Annotated in this window: 23 protein-coding genes and 2 pseudogenes; 10 read left to right on the top strand and 15 right to left on the bottom strand. The window is 34.1% G+C overall.

The window, feature by feature from the left end; all coding sequences use genetic code 11:
• Nucleotides 1-99 precede the first annotated feature (99 nt).
• The 3 genes from PGH12_RS07935 to PGH12_RS07945 all read right to left on the bottom strand — a co-directional run bounded on the left by PGH12_RS07935 (nt 100) and on the right by PGH12_RS07945 (nt 2798).
• Nucleotides 100-1491, bottom strand: a complete 1392-nt coding sequence (locus tag PGH12_RS07935) for a type III PLP-dependent enzyme domain-containing protein (RefSeq protein WP_050379504.1) — start codon at nt 1489-1491, stop codon at nt 100-102.
• Nucleotides 1492-1609: 118 nt separating this feature from the next.
• A complete protein-coding gene (locus PGH12_RS07940; RefSeq protein WP_267597648.1) occupies nt 1610-2239 on the bottom strand; it encodes a thiamine diphosphokinase in 630 nt (209 codons plus the stop codon).
• The gene (locus tag PGH12_RS07945) at nt 2229-2798 is read right to left on the bottom strand and encodes a cob(I)yrinic acid a,c-diamide adenosyltransferase (RefSeq protein ID WP_267597650.1); all 570 of its coding nucleotides are present in this window, start codon (nt 2796-2798) and stop codon (nt 2229-2231) included. Before PGH12_RS07945 ends, PGH12_RS07940 begins: the two co-directional genes overlap by 11 nt.
• Before the next feature lie 410 nt (nt 2799-3208).
• Between PGH12_RS07945 and PGH12_RS07950 the strand changes: the two genes are divergently transcribed.
• Complete coding sequence (locus PGH12_RS07950) at nt 3209-3706, top strand: DinB family protein (RefSeq protein ID WP_267597652.1); 498 nt, start codon at nt 3209-3211, stop codon at nt 3704-3706.
• Between the two features lie 126 nt (nt 3707-3832).
• On the opposite strand, the gene PGH12_RS07955 is transcribed toward PGH12_RS07950, so the two are convergent.
• The 3 genes from PGH12_RS07955 to PGH12_RS07965 all read right to left on the bottom strand — a co-directional run bounded on the left by PGH12_RS07955 (nt 3833) and on the right by PGH12_RS07965 (nt 7823).
• Nucleotides 3833-4933: a linear amide C-N hydrolase gene (locus PGH12_RS07955; RefSeq protein WP_267597653.1), complete on the bottom strand. Its 1101-nt coding sequence runs from the start codon at nt 4931-4933 to the stop codon at nt 3833-3835.
• A gap of 3 nt (nt 4934-4936) precedes the next feature.
• A complete protein-coding gene (locus PGH12_RS07960; protein ID WP_267597654.1) occupies nt 4937-5887 on the bottom strand; it encodes a helix-turn-helix transcriptional regulator in 951 nt (316 codons plus the stop codon).
• A 211-nt stretch (nt 5888-6098) separates the two neighbouring features.
• The gene (locus PGH12_RS07965) at nt 6099-7823 is read right to left on the bottom strand and encodes an ABC transporter ATP-binding protein (RefSeq protein ID WP_267597707.1); all 1725 of its coding nucleotides are present in this window, start codon (nt 7821-7823) and stop codon (nt 6099-6101) included.
• Nucleotides 7824-8071: 248 nt separating this feature from the next.
• On the opposite strand from PGH12_RS07965, the gene hmpA reads away from it, so the two are divergent.
• The 3 genes from hmpA to PGH12_RS19135 are packed head-to-tail and all read left to right on the top strand — an operon-like array spanning nt 8072 to nt 9919.
• Entirely contained in the window at nt 8072-9277 is a 1206-nt protein-coding gene (gene hmpA, locus PGH12_RS07970; protein ID WP_267597656.1) for an NO-inducible flavohemoprotein, read from the top strand.
• Between the two features lie 4 nt (nt 9278-9281).
• Entirely contained in the window at nt 9282-9716 is a 435-nt protein-coding gene (locus PGH12_RS07975) for an Rrf2 family transcriptional regulator (RefSeq protein ID WP_267597657.1), read from the top strand.
• Nucleotides 9713-9919, top strand: a complete 207-nt coding sequence (locus tag PGH12_RS19135) for a DUF2798 domain-containing protein (protein WP_420710257.1) — start codon at nt 9713-9715, stop codon at nt 9917-9919. The genes PGH12_RS07975 and PGH12_RS19135 overlap by 4 nt, the downstream gene beginning before the upstream one ends.
• Before the next feature lie 408 nt (nt 9920-10327).
• On the opposite strand, the gene PGH12_RS07980 is transcribed toward PGH12_RS19135, so the two are convergent.
• Both PGH12_RS07980 and lptB read right to left on the bottom strand, forming a co-directional pair.
• Nucleotides 10328-10717 (bottom strand): hypothetical protein, encoded by a 390-nt coding sequence (locus PGH12_RS07980; RefSeq protein ID WP_267597658.1) that lies wholly within the window; start codon nt 10715-10717, stop codon nt 10328-10330.
• A gap of 566 nt (nt 10718-11283) precedes the next feature.
• A pseudogene (gene lptB / locus PGH12_RS07985) lies at nt 11284-12009 on the bottom strand (LPS export ABC transporter ATP-binding protein); the annotation flags it as partial.
• A gap of 218 nt (nt 12010-12227) precedes the next feature.
• Here lptB and PGH12_RS07990 point away from each other — a divergent pair.
• Nucleotides 12228-12956, top strand: coding sequence for a hypothetical protein (locus PGH12_RS07990; protein WP_267597661.1), 729 nt, complete (start codon nt 12228-12230; stop codon nt 12954-12956).
• 90 nt (nt 12957-13046) lie between these two features.
• On the opposite strand, the gene hemB is transcribed toward PGH12_RS07990, so the two are convergent.
• Nucleotides 13047-14036, bottom strand: a complete 990-nt coding sequence (gene hemB / locus PGH12_RS07995) for a porphobilinogen synthase (protein WP_267597662.1) — start codon at nt 14034-14036, stop codon at nt 13047-13049.
• A gap of 119 nt (nt 14037-14155) precedes the next feature.
• Between hemB and PGH12_RS08000 the strand changes: the two genes are divergently transcribed.
• The 5 genes and pseudogenes from PGH12_RS08000 to PGH12_RS08020 all read left to right on the top strand — a co-directional run bounded on the left by PGH12_RS08000 (nt 14156) and on the right by PGH12_RS08020 (nt 17594).
• On the top strand, nt 14156-14506 hold the full coding sequence (locus PGH12_RS08000) for a T9SS type A sorting domain-containing protein (RefSeq protein ID WP_267597663.1): 351 nt from the start codon (nt 14156-14158) through the stop codon (nt 14504-14506).
• Nucleotides 14507-14612: 106 nt separating this feature from the next.
• Complete coding sequence (locus tag PGH12_RS08005) at nt 14613-15524, top strand: ABC transporter ATP-binding protein (RefSeq protein ID WP_267597665.1); 912 nt, start codon at nt 14613-14615, stop codon at nt 15522-15524.
• Between the two features lie 4 nt (nt 15525-15528).
• The gene (locus tag PGH12_RS08010) at nt 15529-16839 is read left to right on the top strand and encodes an ABC transporter permease (RefSeq protein WP_267597666.1); all 1311 of its coding nucleotides are present in this window, start codon (nt 15529-15531) and stop codon (nt 16837-16839) included.
• Between the two features lie 35 nt (nt 16840-16874).
• Nucleotides 16875-17464: pseudogene (locus tag PGH12_RS08015) on the top strand (ATPase).
• Nucleotides 17448-17594, top strand: a complete 147-nt coding sequence (locus PGH12_RS08020; protein ID WP_267597667.1) for a hypothetical protein — start codon at nt 17448-17450, stop codon at nt 17592-17594. Before PGH12_RS08015 ends, PGH12_RS08020 begins: the two are co-directional and overlap by 17 nt.
• Nucleotides 17595-17660: 66 nt before the next feature.
• Here PGH12_RS08020 and PGH12_RS08025 read toward each other — a convergent pair whose 3' ends face one another.
• The 6 genes from PGH12_RS08025 to PGH12_RS08050 form a co-directional block, all read right to left on the bottom strand.
• Complete coding sequence (locus PGH12_RS08025) at nt 17661-18338, bottom strand: porin family protein (RefSeq protein ID WP_267597668.1); 678 nt, start codon at nt 18336-18338, stop codon at nt 17661-17663.
• A 17-nt stretch (nt 18339-18355) separates the two neighbouring features.
• The gene (gene sucD, locus PGH12_RS08030) at nt 18356-19228 is read right to left on the bottom strand and encodes a succinate--CoA ligase subunit alpha (RefSeq protein ID WP_129534654.1); all 873 of its coding nucleotides are present in this window, start codon (nt 19226-19228) and stop codon (nt 18356-18358) included.
• 90 nt (nt 19229-19318) lie between these two features.
• Entirely contained in the window at nt 19319-19879 is a 561-nt protein-coding gene (locus PGH12_RS08035; protein ID WP_267597669.1) for a hypothetical protein, read from the bottom strand.
• Nucleotides 19879-20778 (bottom strand): UDP-3-O-(3-hydroxymyristoyl)glucosamine N-acyltransferase, encoded by a 900-nt coding sequence (locus PGH12_RS08040; RefSeq protein ID WP_267597670.1) that lies wholly within the window; start codon nt 20776-20778, stop codon nt 19879-19881. The genes PGH12_RS08035 and PGH12_RS08040 overlap by 1 nt, the downstream gene beginning before the upstream one ends.
• 255 nt (nt 20779-21033) lie before the next feature.
• On the bottom strand, nt 21034-21600 hold the full coding sequence (efp, locus tag PGH12_RS08045; protein WP_267597671.1) for an elongation factor P: 567 nt from the start codon (nt 21598-21600) through the stop codon (nt 21034-21036).
• 18 nt (nt 21601-21618) lie between these two features.
• Nucleotides 21619-21960, bottom strand: coding sequence for a hypothetical protein (locus PGH12_RS08050; protein ID WP_267597672.1), 342 nt, complete (start codon nt 21958-21960; stop codon nt 21619-21621).
• Nucleotides 21961-21964 lie beyond the last annotated feature (4 nt).

A 21964-nucleotide genomic window follows, 5' to 3' on the forward strand; every position in this document is an offset into this window, starting at 1 on the left:
CTAAAGCCACTGATAATTTATTTCGTGAAAACGACAGCCCTTCGATAAGCTCAGGATAACATATCGTTCTTATTGATAATCTTTAGCCTGCCAACTAAATTAGTAACCCAGTATTTTCAAAATATCTTCTGGTTCCTGTCTTTCTCTAAAAATTTCATACTGGAATTCTCCATTTTCATCTTTCTGAATCAGAATATGTCTTGGTTGCGGCATTAAACAATGATGAACTCCGCCATAACCTCCAATCGTTTCCTGATAAGCACCTGTATGAAAAAAGCCGATATACAAGGGCTTCGTATCACTGAAAACAGGAAGATAAATAGCGTTGGTATGCTGTTCTGAGTTATAATAATCATCAGAATCACACGTTAAACCACCTAAGAAAACTCTTTCATAAGAATCTTCCCAACGGTTTAACGGAAGCATGATAAAATGTCTGGAAATCGCCCAGGTATCGGGAAGTGTAGTCATGAAAGATGAATCGATCATATTCCATTTTTCTCTGTCATTCTGGCGTTTCTGAGAGATGATTTTGTACAAATTTGCACCACTCTCTCCCACCGTAAAGCTTCCAAATTCTGTATAAATATTTGGTTCTTCTACGCCTTCTTCTTCACAGAATTTTTTGATCTGAGAGGCAATTTCTTCCACCATATACTGATAATCGTAGTCGAAATTCAATGAAGTTTTAATCGGGAATCCGCCACCAATATTCAAAGAATTCACTTCGGGAGCAATTTTTTTCAAACGAGCATATACACGAAGACATTTATACAACTCGTTCCAATAATACGCAGTGTCTTTTATCCCGGTATTGATGAAAAAGTGAAGCATTTTTAGCCTTGCATTCGGATGTTCCGCAATTTTTTGGCTATAATATGGGATAATATCTTTGTATCCGATTCCTAATCTTGAGGTATAAAATTCAAATTTCGGCTCTTCTTCAGAAGCGATTCTGATTCCGATGTCGAAAGTGGTATCGATGCTTTCGGTCAGTTTATCTAATTCGCGGTAATTATCAAGAATCGGAGTAATGTTTTCAAAACCACTGTTGATCATATCTGAAATTTTCGCCAGATAATCATCCGTTTTAAAACCATTGCAGATCACTTCAATATCTTTGGTCACTTTTCCTTCATTGTAAAGTGATTTTACAATATCCATATCGTAAGCAGAAGAAGTTTCGATCGAAATATCGTTCTTCAGAGCCTCTTCTATTACAAATTTAAAATGGCTGGATTTTGTACAGTAGCAATATCTGTACTCTTTTTTATAATCGATTTTCTCAAAAGCTTCCTTAAACCAGCCTTTTGCTTTCTGAATATTCTGAGAAATCTTCGGGAGGTAACTTACCTTAAGAGGCGTTCCAAACTTCTCAACAACTTCCATTAACGGAATATCGTGAAAAGACAAATTGTTCTCAGAAACGTTGAATTCTTCCGTAGGAAAATACAAAGTCTGATCAATAAGTTCCGAGTATTTTATTTTCATTTTCTGACAAGTGAATTAAGAATGCAAAATTGCTAAAAAAGATTGATTTTTTTAGTTTAAATTTTCTTAAAGTTTTCACCGATCTGAAATTACTGTAATCGTTATTTTCTATGTAAAATCAAAGATCCTTTTTTCCTACAAAGACCAGCAGATCTCCGTTTTCATATTCAATTAAAACCTCGTCTTTCACTGCAAAATTTCTGGTTCCGATTCTCGACGTAATGATCAGATCTTCACGATTTAAAGTCCATTCTAAACCTTTTGTAGTAACGTTTTCTGCATTCGGGAAAGGATAAAGTGAAATCAGTTTATTCTTTACATTTTTTAGCATAAAATGTTTAGGTATAAAATAATACTGAGAAAATTCGTCGTAAAATTTGATATTTAAATCTTCTTTAAAAGTGTAAGCAACGGTAAGATTTCCCAAAAAATGGTCTTGCTCACCTCCACTGCCGCCAAAAACGTCGATATTCTTAAAGCCTTTTTCCAAAATTATCTCCAAAGCTTTGTGAAAATCTGTCTTCTCCTGATTCGGAGTATAGATAAATTTATCTTCATACACACTTTCATCGGCGCCAGAATGCGAATCAAAATCACCTGAAATAAAATCTAATTTCTCTACAGGGAAATTCAGGTTTTTGAGATAATGAAAAGCGCCATCTGTACAGGCAATAAGAGTATATTCTTGTAAATCCGGAAGAAATTTCGGAGCGTCTCCATTGATGAAAAGCAGAACTTTATCTCTCATTCGGATTCCAGTATTCTTCCGGTTCGTTGTTGATTTTTGAGATGTATCTTGCTAAGACAAAAAGATAATCTGAAAGTCGGTTTAAGTATTTTATCAATTCTGAACGCACTTCTTCAGATTCATTTAAAAAAACCAAAGAACGTTCTGCTCTTCGGCAAATTGTTCTTGCTGCGTGTAAAAAAGTGGCAGATTTTCCACCGCCCGGCAAAATGAAATATTGTAATGGCTCGAGTTTTTCTTCAAAAGCATCCATCCAGTTTTCCAGTTCTTCGATTTCGGTATCAGAAATAATTACCGGAAGACGCGATTTTCCGTTTGCCAACATGAGTTTATCCACCGGCGTTGCTGCTTCTGAACCCACCGTAAATAAATCGAACTGAATTTTTTTTAACTGTTTTAAAACCTCATCATCCGTGATATGACTTTTTGAAATTCCGATGAATGAATTGAGTTCATCTATATTTCCGTAGCTTTCTACTCTTGCACTGGCTTTAGAAACACGGGTTCCGCCATACAATGCCGTTTCCCCTTTGTCGCCTGTTTTGGTATAAATCTTCATATTTAAATTTTCATTTGTAAAAAAGCCATTCACAAAGATGGCAATTTGATACGTCTAAAATAGTTTATTTTACAAAAAGTAAAAAATGAAAACCTAATGTTCTTAAAAAAATGTGATTCCTAGCCCGGATAGGAACGGCATCCTTTTTTGTGGCGGACTGATCCCGAAACTCGGGAGCAGACCGATATAAAAAAGATACAGTGGATAGCCGGAACCAGCTCCTGAAAAAAATTGTCGTAAACATACAATTTCTCAAGGATCATACTACAATATATTTATCTTTCTACATTGAGCCGCGAACAATTATTTCACAAAAATAAAATAATTTAAAATTTCAAAATCCTACTGACAAACTGTTGTCATCTTCGCTCTTTACCTTTGCCTTAAGATTAACAATTCAAAACAAAATTATGACAACTACAGCAACAGAAACAAGACAGTTTATCTCGTCAGTACAACTTTTAGAGCACTGGCAAGGACACAGAAATTTAACGAGAAGGGTGATAGAAATGTTTCCTGAGAAAGAATTATTCGAATTTTCTATAGGGGGAATGAGAACTTTTGCAAAATTAGCAGTAGAGTTACTCAGCATTGCAGGTCCTGGTTTGAAAGGAATTGTTGAAAAACAAGTTGAAGACTTTTCTGAGGAAGCTTTTCAGCCAAAAACGAAGGAAGAACTTTTAGCAAAATGGGATTCTGAAACAGAGGTGATCAACCAATATTTTAACCAGATTTCTGAAGAAAGATTTCAGGAAACTTTCAATTTATTTGGTCAGTATGAATTTCCCATTTATCAGAATATCCTTTATTTTGTAGATAATGAGGTGCATCATCGCGGGCAGGGTTTTGTTTATTTGAGAGCCTTGGGAATAGATCCGCCTTTCTTCTGGGAAAGATTTAGCATATAAAATCAAACTCAAAAAAAAGCTTTCGGAATTTTTCTGAAAGCTTTTTTTTATGATTATACGTTTAGTTCAAATGCAAAAATTAGCATTGATTTTTAATGGTTACAAATTACAGATATTCAGATATTTTTAGTCAGGTAAGACAGACTGGAAGAATTTTCTAATATTTTCTTTCAGTTTTACAAAAATTTCAGATGTTCCGAATTCTTTATTATCATAGCCAATGGGAAAACCTTTTTCAACATATTCGTTGTTTTTATCTAAAGTTAAATCCTGAAAATCTTTATTCACCTCGCCTAGTTTGCTGGTATGAATATCTAAAAATTTTACTTTTGCATTTTTAGAAAAATCCAGTTTCTTAAGATCAATTGTTTTCACTTCTTTTTTGAGATCAGAGCGAAAAGTAAGATTCATATTTTTCACATCTATCACCGTTTGCCATTCTCCTGCATGAATTGAGTTTAACATATCCCAGGCGTAAGCAACAGGCTTTTGGTCATATTGATAATTTTGCAGCATGTAATATGCTCGGTTATAACGGTCTTCCCATTTTCCCTGTTTTGCAAAATCAAAATGCTCTTTTCCTCCTAAAAAATCAAATTTCTGAGCGCCCTGAAAATCTTTTTGATATTGATTATTGCATAAAAGCGGCATCGGCATTTCTTTGTCTGTAAGCACTTTATATTTCCCATTAAGCAAAGCAATAGTGGCCGTATTTCCTTTTGCATCTGTAACAAAAAAGTGACTGCCGGCTGCATTGGGCCACCAATCGATATTGGGACCGTCATTTAAATGATCTACAACTTCTTTTACGTCTTTATAATTATCCAACTGATACTGAATCCACTGTGCCCAAAACATATTCGGCTGTTTTGGGTTAACGACTTTTGTAGTTTCTTCCAAATACAATTCTACAAGAAAAAGGCCTTTCTCATTGACTCCGTAACACGGGAAATCATATCCTAAAAGATTGAAAGTGACCGATCCGTATTTTGAAGACCAATTCTTTTTTTGCTGTATATTATTGGTTGTCAGATTTTCCCAGCTTATGTTTCTTTTCAGAACATCTCTTTTATTAATGGCAATCATTCCCGGCATTGTTTTCCAGTTTTCGTTAAAACCCACAACACAATAATCTTTTCCTTTCAGTAAAAAAGCTGAACATGCAGAAGCGTTGATATAAGAACTCATCAAAACAACTAAGAAGCTGCGTAAAAGTAAATTTTTCATTTATTAATAATCTATTGCAATTTTAGTAATTAAATTTTTCATTTTTTCCTTTAGTAATTCAGGTTCCAGAATTGTGGCATAATCTGCGAAAGTAATGAACCACCGCGGAAACCCTTCATCAATCCATTCGGTTTCAAAAGTCATTTCTATCCCATTTTCAGTTTCTTTCTCTTCAGTTAATCCGTAATAACTTTTAGAATTAATTAAATAGCCCATGATTTTTTTATCGACCAGCAATTTAATTTTTGTAGTTTTTTGCGACGCAATTACTCTGTGATCGGTAATTTTTCCATATTCCTGCGAAAAAGCGATCTCGGTTTTGGCAATTTTTAGAATTCTGTCTACTCTGAACTGTCTGAAATCTTTTCTAAGTGTGCAAAAAGCCATAATATACCAATATGAAAATTCATAAAAGATTCCTACTGCCTCAATCGTACGGTTTGAAACCTGTTTTTCAACCGTCTGATATTCTATTGAAAGCTGCTTTTTTTCGGCTATACTTTCCAGAATAATAGGAATAACGTTTTTGATAGAATCATCCGGCTTTGGGCTGTAATCGAAAATATCAATCTGATTTTCAATATTCTGAATTAAATTTTTATCTGAATTCCGCAATACCGAACGCAGCTTTTCCATTGCCGTTTTATAATGGTTGCCCAAACTTTGGTGAGAAAATTTCTGCATGAGTTTTTCTGCAGTAATAAAACTTAGAACTTCTTCTTTCGTAAACATGACAGGAGGAAGTTTGTAACCTTCCATCAAAGAATAACCGCTTCCCGCCTCACCAACAATAGGAATTCCGGCATTTTCCAAAGTTTTAATGTCCCGATAAATCGTTCTTACACTTACCTCAAATTTTTTGGCTAAATCCTGTGCCCTTACGATCGGTTTTGACTGTAACTGGGTAAGAATAGCGGTGACGCGATCGAGTTTTTTTAAGTAATGGTCGTTCATTATTGAGATTTGTTCAAATGACATAAATTTACTTTAATCTTCATCAAATTCTAACTTTTGAAATTTTTAAAACATTAAGATTTGTAAGTTCTTAAGTTTGGTGAAGGAAATATCTGAAGATATTTATTAAGCGGACTGCTTAATTTAGCTTTGTCTGAACCTTAAAAAACTTACCAACTAAAATTCCTTAATGGTTTAAATCACCGGCAAATTAGTTCTTGAAAGAATTCACCAGTTTATCAAGATTCAAACTTCTCGCCGAAGCATCAAAAATTTCCCGGTACGTTCCATTCATTTGCACTAATTCGTCATGCGTTCCGCTTTCTACCACTTCGCCTTTTTTCATCACATAAATTTTATCGGAATCTAAAATCTGGGAAAGTGAATGTGAAATAATTACCACCGTTCTTCCTTCTTTAATCGCATCCAGTGAATTTTTGATCTGTTCCGTGGCAATCGCATCCAGACTTGCCGTAGGTTCATCAAGAAATATAATCGGTGGGTTTTTTAAGAATAATCTCGCAATGGCAATTCTCTGCTGTTGTCCTCCTGAAAGCTGGGTAGCATCATGCTGATATTTTTCTTTTAAATCTAAAATCTGCTCGTGGAGATAGGCTTTTTTCGCTGCCTCCTGAATTTCCTCAAAACTCGCATTCATATTTCCGTAGCGAATATTGTCTTCAATACTTCCCTGAAAGATGTGATTTTTCTGTAAAACCAAACCGAGATCACCTCGTAAAAATGTATTGTCATACTGGTTTAAGTCAACTTTATCCAATAAAATTTCACCTGAATCCGGAAGATAAAATTTGCATAAAAGGTTGATGATGGTAGATTTTCCGGCACCACTGAGTCCCACCAAAGCGGTAGTTTTCCCGTTTTCGATAACCATCGAAACATTGTGTAATGCTTTTGTACCGTTTGGATAAGTAAAATCGATATTTTTCAGTTCAAAATTTCCAGCAATTTCATTTTCAATAAAAGTTCCGTTTGGTTCTTCTTCGTTATCAGCATTTAAAATTTCGAAATAACCTTCCGCATAAATCATTGCATCATTCATATCATCATAAATTCTATGAAGCTGTCTGATAGGCGATGAAACGTTGTTAAATAACATAATATGAAGCATAATCGCACCGATTGTCATTTGCTGATTCAGCACCAGATAAACTGTCAATAAAATAATAAGAACAACACCAATCTGCTCGATGAACGTCTTTAAACCTTCATATATAAAACTGGTTTTCCGCGTATACATCTGGCTTTCCATCAATTGCATCTGAAGATCAAACTGTTTTTTACCTTCAAATTTTTCGCGCACGAAGCTTTTAATTACTAATATTGAATTGATTAAATTTAATAATCCTGAAGTTTTCTGCTCACGTTGATTACGAAGCTGTCTTCTTACACCACCCAATTTTTTCGCCTGCATCGATGTTACATAAAAATAAATAGGGACAATAATTGTAGAAACCAAACCAACGTAAACATTCTGCATATACATAATGACCAAAGCAATAATGGCATTAGAGAACATTGGTAAAATGTCGATAAAAAAATTTTGAACAAGCTTGGTTAAGCTCTCAATACCGCGATCAATTCTGGTCTGCAATTTTCCTGAAGCGTGATTTTCGTCACTGAAATAGGCAACTTTGTACGTTAAAATCTTATCAATTGCAGATTGTGCCAAAACCGAACTTACATTAATTCTGATTTTTTCGCCATAAAATTTCTGCCCGAAACTGATAAAAATGTTGGCAATTTCTTTTCCTAAAAGGATTAACGAAATAACGATAAGGACATGAATACCCTCCGACATCGGACTGGGAAGTTTAGTTAATTTCTCAACTTCGTCAACTGTATATTTCAGCACTACAGCATTTACCTGAGCCGTAATTGCTCCCAAAAATGTAAGAAATAAGGTTCCGTAAATCATCAAACGATAAGGCTTGATGAAAGGCTTTAGTTGTCTGTAAATTCCGAAAATGCTGAGTGCTCTGGTGAAAGGTTTTGCCATAATTGGTTTTAATACAGATAAAGATGACATTAAATGTGATTACTTGCAATATATGACTTCTTTAAATCGCATCAAAAATAGTGATTTAATTCATAAAAAATTAATTGTTGCATCGCTCGTACAACAATTAATTATTTTACATTTGTATATAATTTTTACTAAACAAAATGACAAACGATCAAAAAAATTTAATTAACTCTACCGTTCCGATTTTGAAGAGCAATGGTATCGATCTCACCAAACATTTCTATTCCAGAATGTTTATGCATAATCCCGAATTGAAAAATGTTTTCAATATGGGAAACCAAGCCAGTGGTAAACAGCAAAATGCTCTAGCTGGGGCTGTTCTTGCATATGCCGAACACATAGAAAACCCAGAAGTTCTGATTGATGTCTTGAAATCTATCGGAAACAAACATGTAAGTCTGAACATTACTCCTGAGCAATACGATATTGTGGGGCTGCATCTTATTGCATCTATCAAAGAAGTTTTGGGAGAAACTGCTGACGATAATTTAATAGAAGCCTGGAACGAGGCGTACAATGAGCTTGCTCAAATAATGATTTCTATTGAAAACGATATGTATCAATCTACCATGAATAAAACCGGCGGCTGGAAAGGTTGGCGAAAATTTGTGATTACAGATATTGTAGAAGAAAGTAGCGAAATAAAATCGTTTTATCTGCAACCCAAAGACCAGAAAGCGATTGCAGATTATTTTCCGGGGCAGTATATTTCTATAAAAATATTTGTACCAACTTTAGCACATGAGCAAACGAGACAATACAGCCTGTCTTCTGCATATACTGAAAAACAGTACCGAATTTCTGTAAAAAGAGAAGTCTCTAATGACCGTCTTTTCGAAGGTATTGTTTCTAATGAAATGCATCGTAAAAAAACAGGTGATGAAGTGTGGGTTACTGCTCCTTCTGGCGTTTTCTATGAAGAATTCATTATTCAACGTCCACGTATTTTCATCAGTGGTGGTGTTGGGGTAACGCCTTTACTGAGCATGTTGGAAACTAACAAAAATAATCTTGAAAAAAATAATGTCGTTTGGCTGCACAGTTGCAGAAATGAAAAAGTACATGCTTTCAAGGAGAGAATTAATCATTTATCCGATGAAAATAGTTGGCTGACAACGCATATTTTTTATGAAAATGACGAAGAAACTACTGACAAAAATGTTAAAAAAGGGAGAATCAATTTGCATGAGATGAAAGACGATGTGTTGTTAGAAAATGCAAAGTATTACATTTGTGGACCAGACGCTTTTATTAAAGTTCAATACAACTCTTTATTAGAATTGGGTATTCCGAAAGAAGATATCTTGTACGAAGAGTTTGGCCCCCAACTTTTAAATTTTAATTAAACCTATGAAACTGAACCACTTTACCGATTACAGCATGAGAGTCTTGATTTTTTTAGACAAAAAAGAAGAAAACAATTCTGCTTCTTTAGATGAGATATCAGAAAAACTCAACATCTTAAGAAATAATCTCATCAAAGTGGTTCAGTTTTTATCTAAAGAAGAGCTGGTACTAACAAAACGAGGAAAAAGTGGAGGAATTACTATTTCAAAAAAAGCCCAAAATATGGGATTAGGAGATATGATACAATTACTACAACAAGAGAAATTTCCAATTATCAACTGTCAGGCGAAATCGTGTATTTTTATTTCATACAATTGCCAACTGAAGTCTTTTTTAGATATTGCATACCAAGCATTTTTAGCCAGCCTGAATCAGCATCGATTATCTGATTTAGTTTTCCAAAACTGGGGACAGATTTTCAACAGCAAACAGCAATGAATATTATTTATAAAAGCTTCCTTATCACCATGGTTATTACATTTACCCTGAATATTGTCAATAACAACTACCAACTACCTAATCACTTTTTTCAGCTTTGGCTCAAGTCTTGGAGCATCGCTTTCGGGGTGACTTTGTTGTTTAATTTCATTCTTTTTCCGTCGATAAAAACATTACAAAATAAAATAAAGAACTGCAATTAAAGAAGAAATTATGCTTCAAGCAAATAACCTGTCAGATAATGAAGTTCTGGCTTACTCGCTACCTAAGATTCTGCTTCTGGCTGGTTCCAAAGAATAAAGAGAATTGATTTCTTTACGCTTAAAACAGAAGAATTATTGGAATTTTTGTCAACAACATCATTAAAAATATGCTGAATTTCTAAATTTTACAAAGATGCAAAACTGATATCCTCAAAACTGTGCATCACTAGTAAATCATCAAACGATAAGGCTTGATGAAAGGCTTTAGTTGTCTGTAAATTCCGAAAATGCTGAGTGCTCTGGTGAAAGGTTTTGCCATAATCGGTAAATTAAAAAAACCTCAACATTGTGTAATGTTTGAGGTTTTAAAAGTATTAAAATTTAAGGTAATAATGTGAATAAGCTTTGTTACTTTTTCAATTCAATAACCTGAATTTGATTAGCTCCGTCGGTAGATTTCCATTTTTGATATTTCTTTTTGTTCTCAAGAATGATCCATGTTTTTGAAAAATCTGCGCCTCCATTTTCTATCGTCACATATTTTTCGGTTCCGGTCCACTTAAAAGACAATTCATCATTTCTTTGAATTCCTAAAACCTGATAATCAAGCTTTTTTTCGCCTGTATTGTTTGCTTTAAAAGTCATTGTGCCAATATTGGTGAGTGAGATGCTTTGCTGCCCAGGAGTTACATTTTCATATTTTGCAACGTTCCAAGTTCCTACCAATCGTTGCGAACAAGAAGTAAGTGATAAGATTGTAACAGCAAATGCCGCCAATCTGAAATAATTTGATTTCATATTTTTTATGTTTAAAAAATTCATTTGTGTTCATTTTCATTGTGTTTGAAATAATTTTAACTAAAATCAAACAAAATAAAACTTTATAGATTCAACTCTAACAAAAATAATTCCGATGTTCATTTTTTAACATAATTTTAAGTATAACCTATTTTCTTTACAACTATTTAACATAAAAAAACCATCATCTATTGACAATGGCTAAATATTTTTAAGGTGTAATTTATTAATTATCCTTCAAGCAAATAACTCGTTAGATAATGAAGTTCTGGCTTACTCGCTGCTTTAGATTCTGCTTCGGCCTGTTCCAAAGAATAAAGAGAATTGATTTCTTTACGCTGAAAAACAAAAGAATTATTGGCATTTTTGTCAACCACATCATTAAAAATATGCTGAATTTCTGAATTCCCCAAAGATGCAAAACTGATATCCTCAAAACCGTGCATCAATCTTAGATCATCAAACTGAGCAAAATTTTCATCAACAAAGCTTTGAAACTGAGATTTAGAATCAAAATTTCCTGCCCAGATATTATAAGCATGTTTTTTCTTGCTTTCTTTATCGAAAATACTTTGGTAAACAAAATTCTCTCCCAAATACGCTTCTCTTACCTGCGGATCATTTGCAAGATCTTCCGGTAAACCTTCTTTCAGGATTTTACCTTCAAACATGATGTAGGTTTTGTTGGTAATCGCCAAAGTCTGCTGTACGTTGTGATCTGTAATCAAAATTCCGATGTTCTTGTCGGTCAGACTTCTTACGATTTTCTGAATATCTTCTACTGCAATCGGGTCAACTCCGGCAAAAGGTTCATCCAACAAAATAAAACTCGGGCTGGTTGCCAAACATCTCGCGATTTCCGTTCTACGTCTTTCTCCACCGGAAAGAAGATCTCCACGGTTTTTACGAACGTGCTGTAATGAAAACTCTTCGATCAGCTCATCACATTTAATCTGCTGTTCACGTTTTGAAAGTTTCGTCAATTGCAAAACTCCCATAATATTATCTTCCACAGACAATTTTCTGAAAACCGAAGCTTCCTGTGCAAGGTAACCGATCCCTTTTTGAGCTCTCCGATACATCGCATCGTTGGTAATTTCCTGTTTATCAAGAAAAATTCTTCCGGAAGTTGGCTTTACCAGACCTACGATCATATAAAACGAAGTCGTCTTCCCGGCACCATTCGGACCTAGCAGACCGACAATTTCTCCCTGCTGAACCTGTACAGAAACGCCTTTTACAACTTTTTTGGGACCGTATTCTTTGATTAAGTTTTCTCCTCGTAAAATCATAAAGGCAAAGATAAAGTTTTTTTGAATTTAAATTTCAGATTAAAAAACGGTTGGTTCAGTTTTATGAAAATTTAAGGTTATTTTCTTTTTACCTAATTAATAATACAGAGTTTCGTCATTATTTTGTTGCCGGGGGAACTTTAAGTTGTTTTTAAATTAAATCTTTTTTAAATCATATTTTTCTTACATTTAAATCACCAAAAACATTTAAATTAACCATGGAAAACAATCAACAATTAACCGATTTACTGGCTTTAGATCTAGGAATCAATCTCATCAACCGCAGACCTTACGCAAAAGAAGTATTTAAATGGAAGGATATTGATCTTCTTCCGCACTCTTCCGCAGACACTTTACTGTGTGAAATTTACGAATGGAACGGCAGAAATTGGAGAACAACTAACAATAATCTCATCGGATTTCTATTCTCCGACGAGAAATTAAAATCCATAAAAGAGCAGCTTTTAAATGTTCCGAAACATCCGGCTTTAATTCCTGATTTTGAATTTACGAAAGAAAGTATGATTGAGTATGGTTTGTCTTTACCATCTTTATTTAATATCGGAATTAACGGAAATATCAACAGTGCGAAAAGTTTTTCTGTACGCGTAAACGGCGTTACTAAATCCCGAATTACAAATATCGATTCTCCTGGAATTGAAATCCTGAGAAAATATTCTGAATTTACAGATTCACAATCAAAAACTTATCGGAAAAATATAAAATTTAACTATCTGAGCACCTCATTATTCTATGCTGAAAGTGTAGAAATTTTCCTTGAAAAAGAATCCGGTGTTGGTATAGATGTGAGTTTTCAGACAACAAATGTAGAAGCTGAAGCCAAAGTTGATACGGATACTAAAAAACATTTCGTTTTAAAATATACTGGAAATCAGGCTCCATTTGCAGCAAAATTTACGAAAGGAAAAGATTTTGACTTCAAATGATTTTAAATGCTATAAATTAAAAGTTATGAATTATGAGTTTAGATTTTAAACTTATAATTCATAACTGATAACTTAAAACTAATAAACTAATTACCTGTTTAAAAGAATTGCAGCTTCTTTCGCAGCATAGGTGAAAATCATATCAGCTCCTGCTCTTTTGAAGCACGTAAGACTTTCAATAATCGCTTTGTCATTATCTAACCAACCGTTTTGTGCTGCAGCTTTCAGCATCGCATATTCTCCGCTCACATTGTAAACTGCAATTGGCAAATCGATCACTTCACGAACTTTTGCAACAATATCCAAATACGGTAAACCTGGTTTGATCATAATAATATCTGCACCTTCTTCCACATCTTTAAATACTTCATTTAAAGCTTCACGTGAATTGTGAAAATCCATCTGATAGGTCTTTTTATCTTTTGGAATTTCCATATCATCCTTTGGCGCACTGTCTAAGGCACTTCGGAATGGTCCATAAAACGAACTTGCATATTTTGCAGCATAACTTAAAATCCCAACATCGTGAAAACCGCTATCTTCTAATGCTTCACGAATCGCTAAAACTCTTCCATCCATCATGTCACTCGGTGCCACAATATCTGCTCCAGCTTCTGCATGAGAAACTGACATTCTTGCTAAAGCTTCATTAGTTGCATCATTCAGAATTTTTCCGTTTTCAATAATTCCGTCATGACCGTAAATTGAATATGGATCTAATGCGACGTCAGGCATAATTACCATTTCAGGAATCGCATCTTTGATTGCTTTGATCGTATTTTGCATCAGTCCGTCTTTGTTCCAGGCTTCTTTTCCGGTATTGTCCTTTAAGTGTTCTGAAACTTTCATGTACAGATTGACCGCTTTTACGCCTAAAGAAAATAATTCTTTACATTCTTTTACCGTCAGATCGATACTTCTCCTGAAAATTCCGGGCATTGATGAAATTGCCTCTTCTTTATTTTCACCTTCCATCACAAAAATCGGCATTACAAAATTGTCTGTAGAAAGGCTGCATTCTCTCACCAATCCTCTCATAGATTCATTTACTCGTAATCTTCTGTTTCTTGAATATATCATTTTGGAATACTTTTTGAATAATTTATTGCAAATTTAATATAAGTTCTATAAAAAACTATTGTGGATGATTATAGAATTTATTACTTTTGTTAGTAATAATTATGCAAATTATACGTTAGATGAAAAAAATTCTACTTTTAATTATATTTATGGGCGCTTTTGTTGGTTTTTCCGACAATCTTAAAGCACAGATAAAGGAACCTTCTTCAACTTCTCAGAAGTCTGACGATGGCGTTCTTACTGCATACCCAAATCCTGCTAAAGACTTTTTGGTGGTAAAAGCCAAAGACGCATCTTTAAAAATTAAATCAGTCATTTTCTATTCTATATTAGGGACGCAGGTTGCTAATTATAATGTCAACACCAACAGAGCAGAAATTAATATTGAAAAATTAAAACCCGGAAAGTATCTTATTCGCTACATTCTCAGCGACAATACGCAAAAGGTTACTCAAATAGTAAAACAATAATATTAAATCCTGATAATCATCAGGATTTTTTCTTTTAGATTTATTCTGTTTTAATAATTCCGTAACTTTCGGATTATTTTTATACTCATTATAAAAAAACAAATTAATGCTAAAAGCTGAACACATTACTAAAACTTACAACGCAGGAAAAAAAACAGCCTTGGAAGATTTTAGCATTCATGTGCCGAAAGGAAGTATCTACGGTCTTTTGGGACCCAACGGAGCAGGAAAAACCTCTTTCATTCGTATCATCAATCAAATTACACAGGCAGATTCCGGAAATGTTTTCATCAATGGTGAAAAGCTGAATCCAACTCACATCAAAGACATCGGATATATGCCTGAAGAACGTGGTTTGTACAAAAACATGAGCGTTGGAGATCAGATTCTCTATTTCGGAGAACTGAAAGGAATGAAAAAAAATGATGCATTGAATGAAGCTAAAAAATGGTTTGAAAAACTGCATATCGATCAATGGTGGAAGAAAAAACTGTCAGAACTTTCAAAAGGAATGGCTCAGAAAATACAGTTTGTAGTGACTGTACTTCACAGACCGCATTTATTAATTCTTGACGAACCATTTTCAGGTTTTGATCCTGTGAATGCCAATTTAATTAAAGATCAAATCATTGAACTTAAGAACAACGGAACAACAATTATCCTCTCTACCCACAGAATGGAAAGTGTAGAAGAAATGTGTGATTATGTTGCATTAATTGATAATTCTAAGAAGATCATTGACGGTAGAGTTTTTGACGTAAGAGAAAAATTCAAGAAAAATATTTTTGGAATTACACTTTCTGATGTTAACAATGAGCAACTTCAAAATTTTCAAAATAAATATGAGGTTTTCAACTTATCGGAACAAAACAATTTGATTTCGTTTGACCTGAAAAATACGGTGAATCAAAATGATATATTGCTTGATCTTGTACAAGCCGGAAAAGTAAGATCATTTGACGAGAAAATTCCAAGTATGAATGAAGTGTTTATTAACGCCGTAGGTAATCATTCTTAAACTTATGAACAATATATATTTAATTACAAAAAGAGAATTTCTTACGCAGGTTAAGAAAAAATCATTCATCTTACTGACTTTACTAGCTCCACTAATGATCATCGGATTTGGTGCCGTGATCGGATTGATGTTTAAAGCCAACGAATCTCACAACGTTATTGAAGTGGTTGACAACAGCGGACTTTTTAAAGGTCAGCTAAAATCTAATGACAAACTGGAATATATTTTTGTTCCCGTTGCTGATGAAAAATCAAAAATAAAAAATCTCAAAGGAAATGAATCTTTAGATGGAATTTTAGTTTTACCTCAGATTTCTAGTAATAATTTTGATGATTTAGAGAAAAACACGAGATTAGTCGTCAACACTAAGATCGGTCTTGATACTAAACAGCGCATCATCTCTGATATTAGCAATGTAATTAAGAAAGAGAAAATCAAACAATTAGGCATTGCAGAATCTCAGCTTAATAATCTTGATAAAAGTTTTGAACTTAAAACCATCAATGTTTCTGAAGACAATAAAGAAGATTCTGATCTTGCTTTTGGGGTGAAAACCGGATTGAGTTTAGGATTGATGTACGTTACTTTTATGTTTATCATTATTTACGGAGTTCGTGTCATGAGAAGTGTTTTGGAAGAGAAAAACAATAGAGTGGTAGAAATTATCATTTCATCGGTAAAACCTTTCGAACTGATGATGGGGAAGATTCTTGGGGTTACTATGGTTGCTCTGACACAGTTTATCGTTTGGATATCGATGTCTGTAATTGGAGCTTTAGTTTTGAACACAGGGTTTAATTCTATTCAGAAAAACATTCCAGGCGGAGAAGAAGGTGTTTTAAATAAATTAGATATTCTACAAATATTTACACAGATTTCTCATAGTTTATTGGATTTAAATTTTCCATTAATTATCTTTGTATTTATTGTATTTTTCCTTTTAGGGTATATCTTTTACAGTTCGATTTATGCTGCAATCGGTTCAGCAGTAGATAACGAAACCGAAACACAGCAATTTACTTTATTTGCAATCTTACCATTGACTTTAGGAATGTACGGAAGTTTCTCTTTAATGAATAATCCTGACGGACCGCTAGGTTTTTGGTTATCAATTATTCCTTTCACATCGCCTGTTGCGATGATTGCAAGAATTCCTTACGGCGTTCCAGCTTGGGAAATCGCTTTATCAATCTTTTTACTTCTGGCAACAACTATTTTTATGATTTTCTTAGCAGGAAAGATTTACCGAGTAGGAATTTTGATGTATGGAAATAAGGCGACTTTGAAGGAACTTTGGAAATGGATCAGAAGTTAAAAAATTTTAAAAATTATTAATTATATTGCATAAGCATGACAGAAAAAAATCTTTATATAATTGCAGGTTGTAATGGAGCCGGAAAAACAACTGCTTCTTTTTTACGATTTTACCTGAAATTTTAGATTGTAAAGAATTTGTTAATGCTGATGAAATTGCAAAAGGATTATCACCTTTCCAACCAGAAAAAGTTTCTTTGGAAGCTGGAAGAATTATGTTAAAACGAATCGATGAACTTTTTAAAAATAAAGAAAATTTTGCATTCGAAACTACTTTAGCTACTAAGTGTTATCGACCAAAGATCAAGAATGCACAGGAAAATGGTTACAATACTACATTACTCTTCTTTTGGTTGGAAAATTCAGATTTAGCAAAGGAGAGGGTTAAAATTAGAGTTGCAGAAGGTGGTCATAATATTCCGAATGAAACTATTGAAAGGCGTTACATTAATGGAATTAAAAATTTGTTTCAAATTTACCTTCCAATTGTTGATCAGATTTTGATTTTTGATAATTCTGAAGGAAAGCATAATTTAATAGCCGAAAAGAACCTTAATGAAGAAATTTTAATTCATAACACAGAAAAGTTTAACATTCTAAAACATTATTATGACGAAGGAAGATAAAAATATCAGAAAAAACAAAATACTAAAAGGTTTAGAAAAGGCATACGATAAAATGATTGAATTTAAAAAGGAGAAAAACAGTGAAATAGTAATCATTCGCGAAAAACAAATTATTAAAATCAAACCATAGTTTACGTATAATAGAAAAAAACTCCTGAGATTAATCTCGGGAGTTTTTATGTTAACTGAAAAATTGTTATTCAAAAATATAACTTAGGGTTACACTAAGAACCTGTTCAGATTTCTTTTTCACCGTATTCGGGTCTTTGGTGAAATCTTCAATCAGATTCGGATATGTGTTTGAAACTCCGAAGTCATATTTTAAAGCTAATTCGAGTTGTCTTTTGTAACTGTATCCTACTCCCACTCCCACTGCGAAATTAAAACTGTTTGCCTTTCCGCTGATCTGTGGATTGTTCGGAACTGATACATCCGGATCATAGTAGGGTCTTCCAGCAGGTACATTTTTAACATTTTGACTTAGCAAAAAATTAAATCTTGGGCCAATCATTCCAAAAAATTCTGATTCTGCTTCAGAAAAATATCCTTTAAAATAAATCGGTACACTCAGATAATTGTTTGCATACACCGCATCATAGCCATCCGCACCTTTTGAATCTTTATTTTTACCAGATTCTCCGGCTCCGTAATATGTGATCTCCGGCTGAAGATAAAACTGGTTCGCGCCACCCATCGGGATCAGTGCTAAAACACCACCCTGAAAAGCATATCTGGCTCCTGAAGGATTGTGTGCATTTTTTACTCTCGAATAGTTTCCACCAACTGTAACACCAAATCTTGTACTACTGAAGTCGATCTGAGCGAAAGACATTGTAGAAAGTGCTAAAGCTGATGTTAATAAAATTTTTTTCATATCATTTGTTGTTTATGTTATCCTAATACTTTTGCTACAGTAACACCAATGTCAGCAGGGGAATCTACCACATTGATACCGTTTTCTCTCATGATTTCCATTTTAGCCTGAGCCGTGTCTTCGTCACCACCAACGATAGCACCTGCGTGACCCATCGTTCTACCTTTAGGAGCAGTTTGACCCGCGATGAAACCAACAACAGGTTTTGTAGAACCACTGGCTTTGTACCATCTTGCAGCTTCAGCCTCAAGACCGCCACCGATTTCACCGATCATTACAACCGCTTCAGTTTCCGGATCGTTGATGAATAATTCTAAAGCTTCTCTTGTAGTAGTGCCAATAATTGGGTCACCACCAATTCCGATTGCTGTAGAAACACCGTAACCAGCTTTTACAACCTGATCAGCAGCTTCATAAGTAAGTGTTCCCGATTTTGAAACGATTCCTACTTTACCTTTTTTGAAAACGAAACCTGGCATAATACCAATTTTAGCTTCATCAGACGTGATGATTCCAGGACAGTTTGGCCCGATCAATCTGCACTCTTTGTCAGCGATATAAGATTTTACTTTTACCATGTCTGCAACAGGAATACCTTCCGTAATACATACGATTACTTTAATACCCGCTTCAGCAGCTTCCATGATAGCGTCTGCAGCAAATGCAGGCGGTACGAAAATAATACTTACATTAGCTCCTGCTTTTGCAACAGCGTCAGCAACAGTATTAAATACCGGCTTTCCTAAGTGCTCGCTACCTCCTTTTCCTGGAGTAACGCCACCTACTACGTTTGTACCGTACTCGATCATCTGACCAGCGTGGAAAGTACCTTCGTTACCAGTAAAACCCTGTACAATTACTTTAGAATCTTTGTTTACTAAAATTGACATTTTATTGTTGTTTTAATTTATTTTTTATCTTTTTATTAATGCTCACAAAAATAGCGATTATTTGCCGTAAAAAAAAAGTTTGATTCCGAATTATTCATCATATCTCTTTAATATATTAAGCAAATCCTGATCACTAAGTTTATCATAATTAATCTTCTCAATAAGTGGCTCTAGCTCGGGCTTATCACTCATTAATGCTTTTAACCTTTTTCTGTTATTAACAAATAAGCCCAACTTCTGTATTGTTCCGTTTTTGACTAAAAAGTCTGAAAGCTGTACAGATCCATCATAACCGTTAGCAAAATAACTTCTGTACCATTTAATTTTTCCGTCATGTAACAGCTCTACTAATACATCTTGGAAATCAGGAGCATGCACAAAAGTTCTATTTCTATTTTTTAAATCGGTAAATTCTAATCTCTGTATCGCTGACGATAAATACTTTATTTTTTCGCCATTTTGAAAAACAACCACATATTTGTCAGTTACGGACAGTTCATTGATCAAATCCCGACTGAACATATTAACCCGGAAAGGTATTTTGGTTTCAATGATCTTACCATTAGTCATGGTAATTTTAGAATCAATATCAGATTTTTGTCCTAAACAGATTATAGAAACAAGAATAAAAAGAAAGCTTATTTTTTTCATCACAAATTTCTGAGTTTCACCTCTTTTTTGAGGTACGTTTTGTAATCTTCTGCGAACATCCCAATGTAAGTTCCTTTTTTGAGATCTCTATTGACCCCTGTTTTGCCTAAAAGTACAGATCCTGTTTCAATATTATTACCTGAAGCAATGCCAACCTGTCCCCACAAAGTGACCTCATCACCAATGATACAACAGCCGGCAATACCAACCTGAGAAGCAATGAGACATTTCTTTCCGATCACCGTATCATGACCAATCTGAATCTGATTGTCTAAAACCGAACCCTCACCGATGATGGTAGAATCTGTCACACCTCTGTCGATGGTGCAACCATTTCCAATTTCGACGTTGTCTTCGATGATGACGTTTCCTACAGAGATTAAACGGTCAAAATTTCCGTCTAATTTTCTGTAATAAAAAGCATCTCCGCCCAAAACAGTGTTTGATTGAATGATGACGTTATTACCGATCACAGTTCGGTCTCCAATGACTACATTTGGGAATACAATCGTGTTTTTCCCGATGGTAATGTTGTTTCCCAAAACTGCGGATGGATGTATCTTTGTACCTTCTCCTATTTCCACATCATGAAGTGTTTCTGTGAAATTATAGATCTTCGTGAAATGGGTATTGATTTTATTGAAATCTCCAAACGGATCGTCTGAAATCAAAAGTGCTTTTCCTTCCGGACACTCAACTTCTTTATCAATTAGAATGATGGTTGCAGCCGAATTTAAAGCTTTATCGTAATATTTTGGATGGTTTACAAATACGATTTCACCTGATTTTACTCTGTGAATTTCGTTGGTGCCAAAAACCTGAAAATCTTCGGAACCCACAAATTTTGCTCCGATAAGATCTGCAATTGTTTTTAATTTTTGTGGCTGATGAAACGTCATATTTTTTAATGATGTTTATTTAGTTTACTCAATCTTGATAAGACTCTTGAACCGTAACAAATGTTGTTTTTGGTTCGACTCTGCAGCCCGACCTGAGTGGAGCTCTTTTTTATTTTTTCAAAAAAAAATAAAAAAAGCGGGAACGGAGGGCGGAAATTGCTGCCATAAAAAAAAATCACAAACGGACAGCGCCGAAATGCTTTTAAAATAAGAAAGCTGGAAAACCAATGCTTCCAGCTTAATTATTTTCAATATTTATTCTTTTACTCTTTCCAGATAAGAACCGTCTTCAGTGCTTACTTTAATTTTGTCTCCTGCTTCGATGAACAGAGGAACCATCACTCTAGCTCCTGTCTCAACGATTGCGTTTTTCAGAGCATTTGTTGCTGTATTTCCTTTTACGCCCGGATCTGCTTCTACAACTTCTAAGTAAACAGACTGTGGTAATTCCGCAGAAAGCGGAGTTTCGTCAGCTTCTTTCAAAATGATCGTCACTTCTTCACCTGCTTTCATCAGATTTGAATTTTCAATCATTTCTTTATCTAAATATAATTGAGAGAAATCTTCATTATTCATAAAGTGGAAACCGTTCTCATCATCATAAAGATATTGGAATTTTCTTGTAATTACCTTTACTTCGTCGATTTTGTGACCTGCAGAAAAAGTATTATCAATTACTTTACCGTTGGTTACAGATTTTAATTTTGTTCTTACGAAAGCAGGACCTTTTCCTGGTTTTACGTGCATAAATTCGATTACTTTAAAAATATCATTGCTGTACTCTATGCAAAGACCTTTTTTTATATCGTTACTTGTTGCCATTATTTATAGTATATTTTTTTATTTTGATTTATAAATCTGAAGATGAAGCAGCTGTCTTCCCATCAAATCAGTAGCGTCAATTCTTGGTCTGTAAAAAGTTCCCGCGTCAACTGATGTCACAGAATGATTATTAATAACAGAATTAAAATTGATATCATTAATTAAAAGCTGATCAAGATTTTTATTGATTTCTGATGAAGATTTCAAGCTCAGATTTGAGAATGTTTTTTTCGAATGATCCAGAATAGAATTTACATTTTTAACTGCCAGAGAATCTCTTAAATTCAGAGACAAATCCTTTTTTTGTTGCGCAAACACCAAAGAAGAGACTACTGTAAGAACTAAAACTGGAATTTTCATTATT

It is taken from the genome of Chryseobacterium sp. CY350 (genome assembly GCF_027945075.1).
In the GTDB taxonomy this organism is placed as follows: domain Bacteria; phylum Bacteroidota; class Bacteroidia; order Flavobacteriales; family Weeksellaceae; genus Chryseobacterium.

Bases quoted from the DNA above. Each gene is read 5' to 3' on its own strand.
- PGH12_RS07935 (WP_050379504.1), bottom strand. From the start codon at position 1,491: ATGAAAATAAAATACTCGGAACTTATTGATCAGACTTTGTATTTTCCT.
- PGH12_RS07940 (WP_267597648.1), bottom strand. From the start codon at position 2,239: ATGAGAGATAAAGTTCTGCTTTTCATCAATGGAGACGCTCCGAAATTT.
- PGH12_RS07945 (WP_267597650.1), bottom strand. From the start codon at position 2,798: ATGAAGATTTATACCAAAACAGGCGACAAAGGGGAAACGGCATTGTAT.
- PGH12_RS07950 (WP_267597652.1), top strand. From the start codon at position 3,209: ATGACAACTACAGCAACAGAAACAAGACAGTTTATCTCGTCAGTACAA.
- PGH12_RS07955 (WP_267597653.1), bottom strand. From the start codon at position 4,933: ATGAAAAATTTACTTTTACGCAGCTTCTTAGTTGTTTTGATGAGTTCT.
- PGH12_RS07960 (WP_267597654.1), bottom strand. From the start codon at position 5,887: ATGAACGACCATTACTTAAAAAAACTCGATCGCGTCACCGCTATTCTT.
- PGH12_RS07965 (WP_267597707.1), bottom strand. From the start codon at position 7,823: ATGATTTACGGAACCTTATTTCTTACATTTTTGGGAGCAATTACGGCT.
- hmpA (WP_267597656.1), top strand. From the start codon at position 8,072: ATGACAAACGATCAAAAAAATTTAATTAACTCTACCGTTCCGATTTTG.
- PGH12_RS07975 (WP_267597657.1), top strand. From the start codon at position 9,282: ATGAAACTGAACCACTTTACCGATTACAGCATGAGAGTCTTGATTTTT.
- PGH12_RS19135 (WP_420710257.1), top strand. From the start codon at position 9,713: ATGAATATTATTTATAAAAGCTTCCTTATCACCATGGTTATTACATTT.
- PGH12_RS07980 (WP_267597658.1), bottom strand. From the start codon at position 10,717: ATGAAATCAAATTATTTCAGATTGGCGGCATTTGCTGTTACAATCTTA.
- PGH12_RS07990 (WP_267597661.1), top strand. From the start codon at position 12,228: ATGGAAAACAATCAACAATTAACCGATTTACTGGCTTTAGATCTAGGA.
- hemB (WP_267597662.1), bottom strand. From the start codon at position 14,036: ATGATATATTCAAGAAACAGAAGATTACGAGTAAATGAATCTATGAGA.
- PGH12_RS08000 (WP_267597663.1), top strand. From the start codon at position 14,156: ATGAAAAAAATTCTACTTTTAATTATATTTATGGGCGCTTTTGTTGGT.
- PGH12_RS08005 (WP_267597665.1), top strand. From the start codon at position 14,613: ATGCTAAAAGCTGAACACATTACTAAAACTTACAACGCAGGAAAAAAA.
- PGH12_RS08010 (WP_267597666.1), top strand. From the start codon at position 15,529: ATGAACAATATATATTTAATTACAAAAAGAGAATTTCTTACGCAGGTT.
- PGH12_RS08020 (WP_267597667.1), top strand. From the start codon at position 17,448: ATGACGAAGGAAGATAAAAATATCAGAAAAAACAAAATACTAAAAGGT.
- PGH12_RS08025 (WP_267597668.1), bottom strand. From the start codon at position 18,338: ATGAAAAAAATTTTATTAACATCAGCTTTAGCACTTTCTACAATGTCT.
- sucD (WP_129534654.1), bottom strand. From the start codon at position 19,228: ATGTCAATTTTAGTAAACAAAGATTCTAAAGTAATTGTACAGGGTTTT.
- PGH12_RS08035 (WP_267597669.1), bottom strand. From the start codon at position 19,879: ATGAAAAAAATAAGCTTTCTTTTTATTCTTGTTTCTATAATCTGTTTA.
- PGH12_RS08040 (WP_267597670.1), bottom strand. From the start codon at position 20,778: ATGACGTTTCATCAGCCACAAAAATTAAAAACAATTGCAGATCTTATC.
- efp (WP_267597671.1), bottom strand. From the start codon at position 21,600: ATGGCAACAAGTAACGATATAAAAAAAGGTCTTTGCATAGAGTACAGC.
- PGH12_RS08050 (WP_267597672.1), bottom strand. From the start codon at position 21,960: ATGAAAATTCCAGTTTTAGTTCTTACAGTAGTCTCTTCTTTGGTGTTT.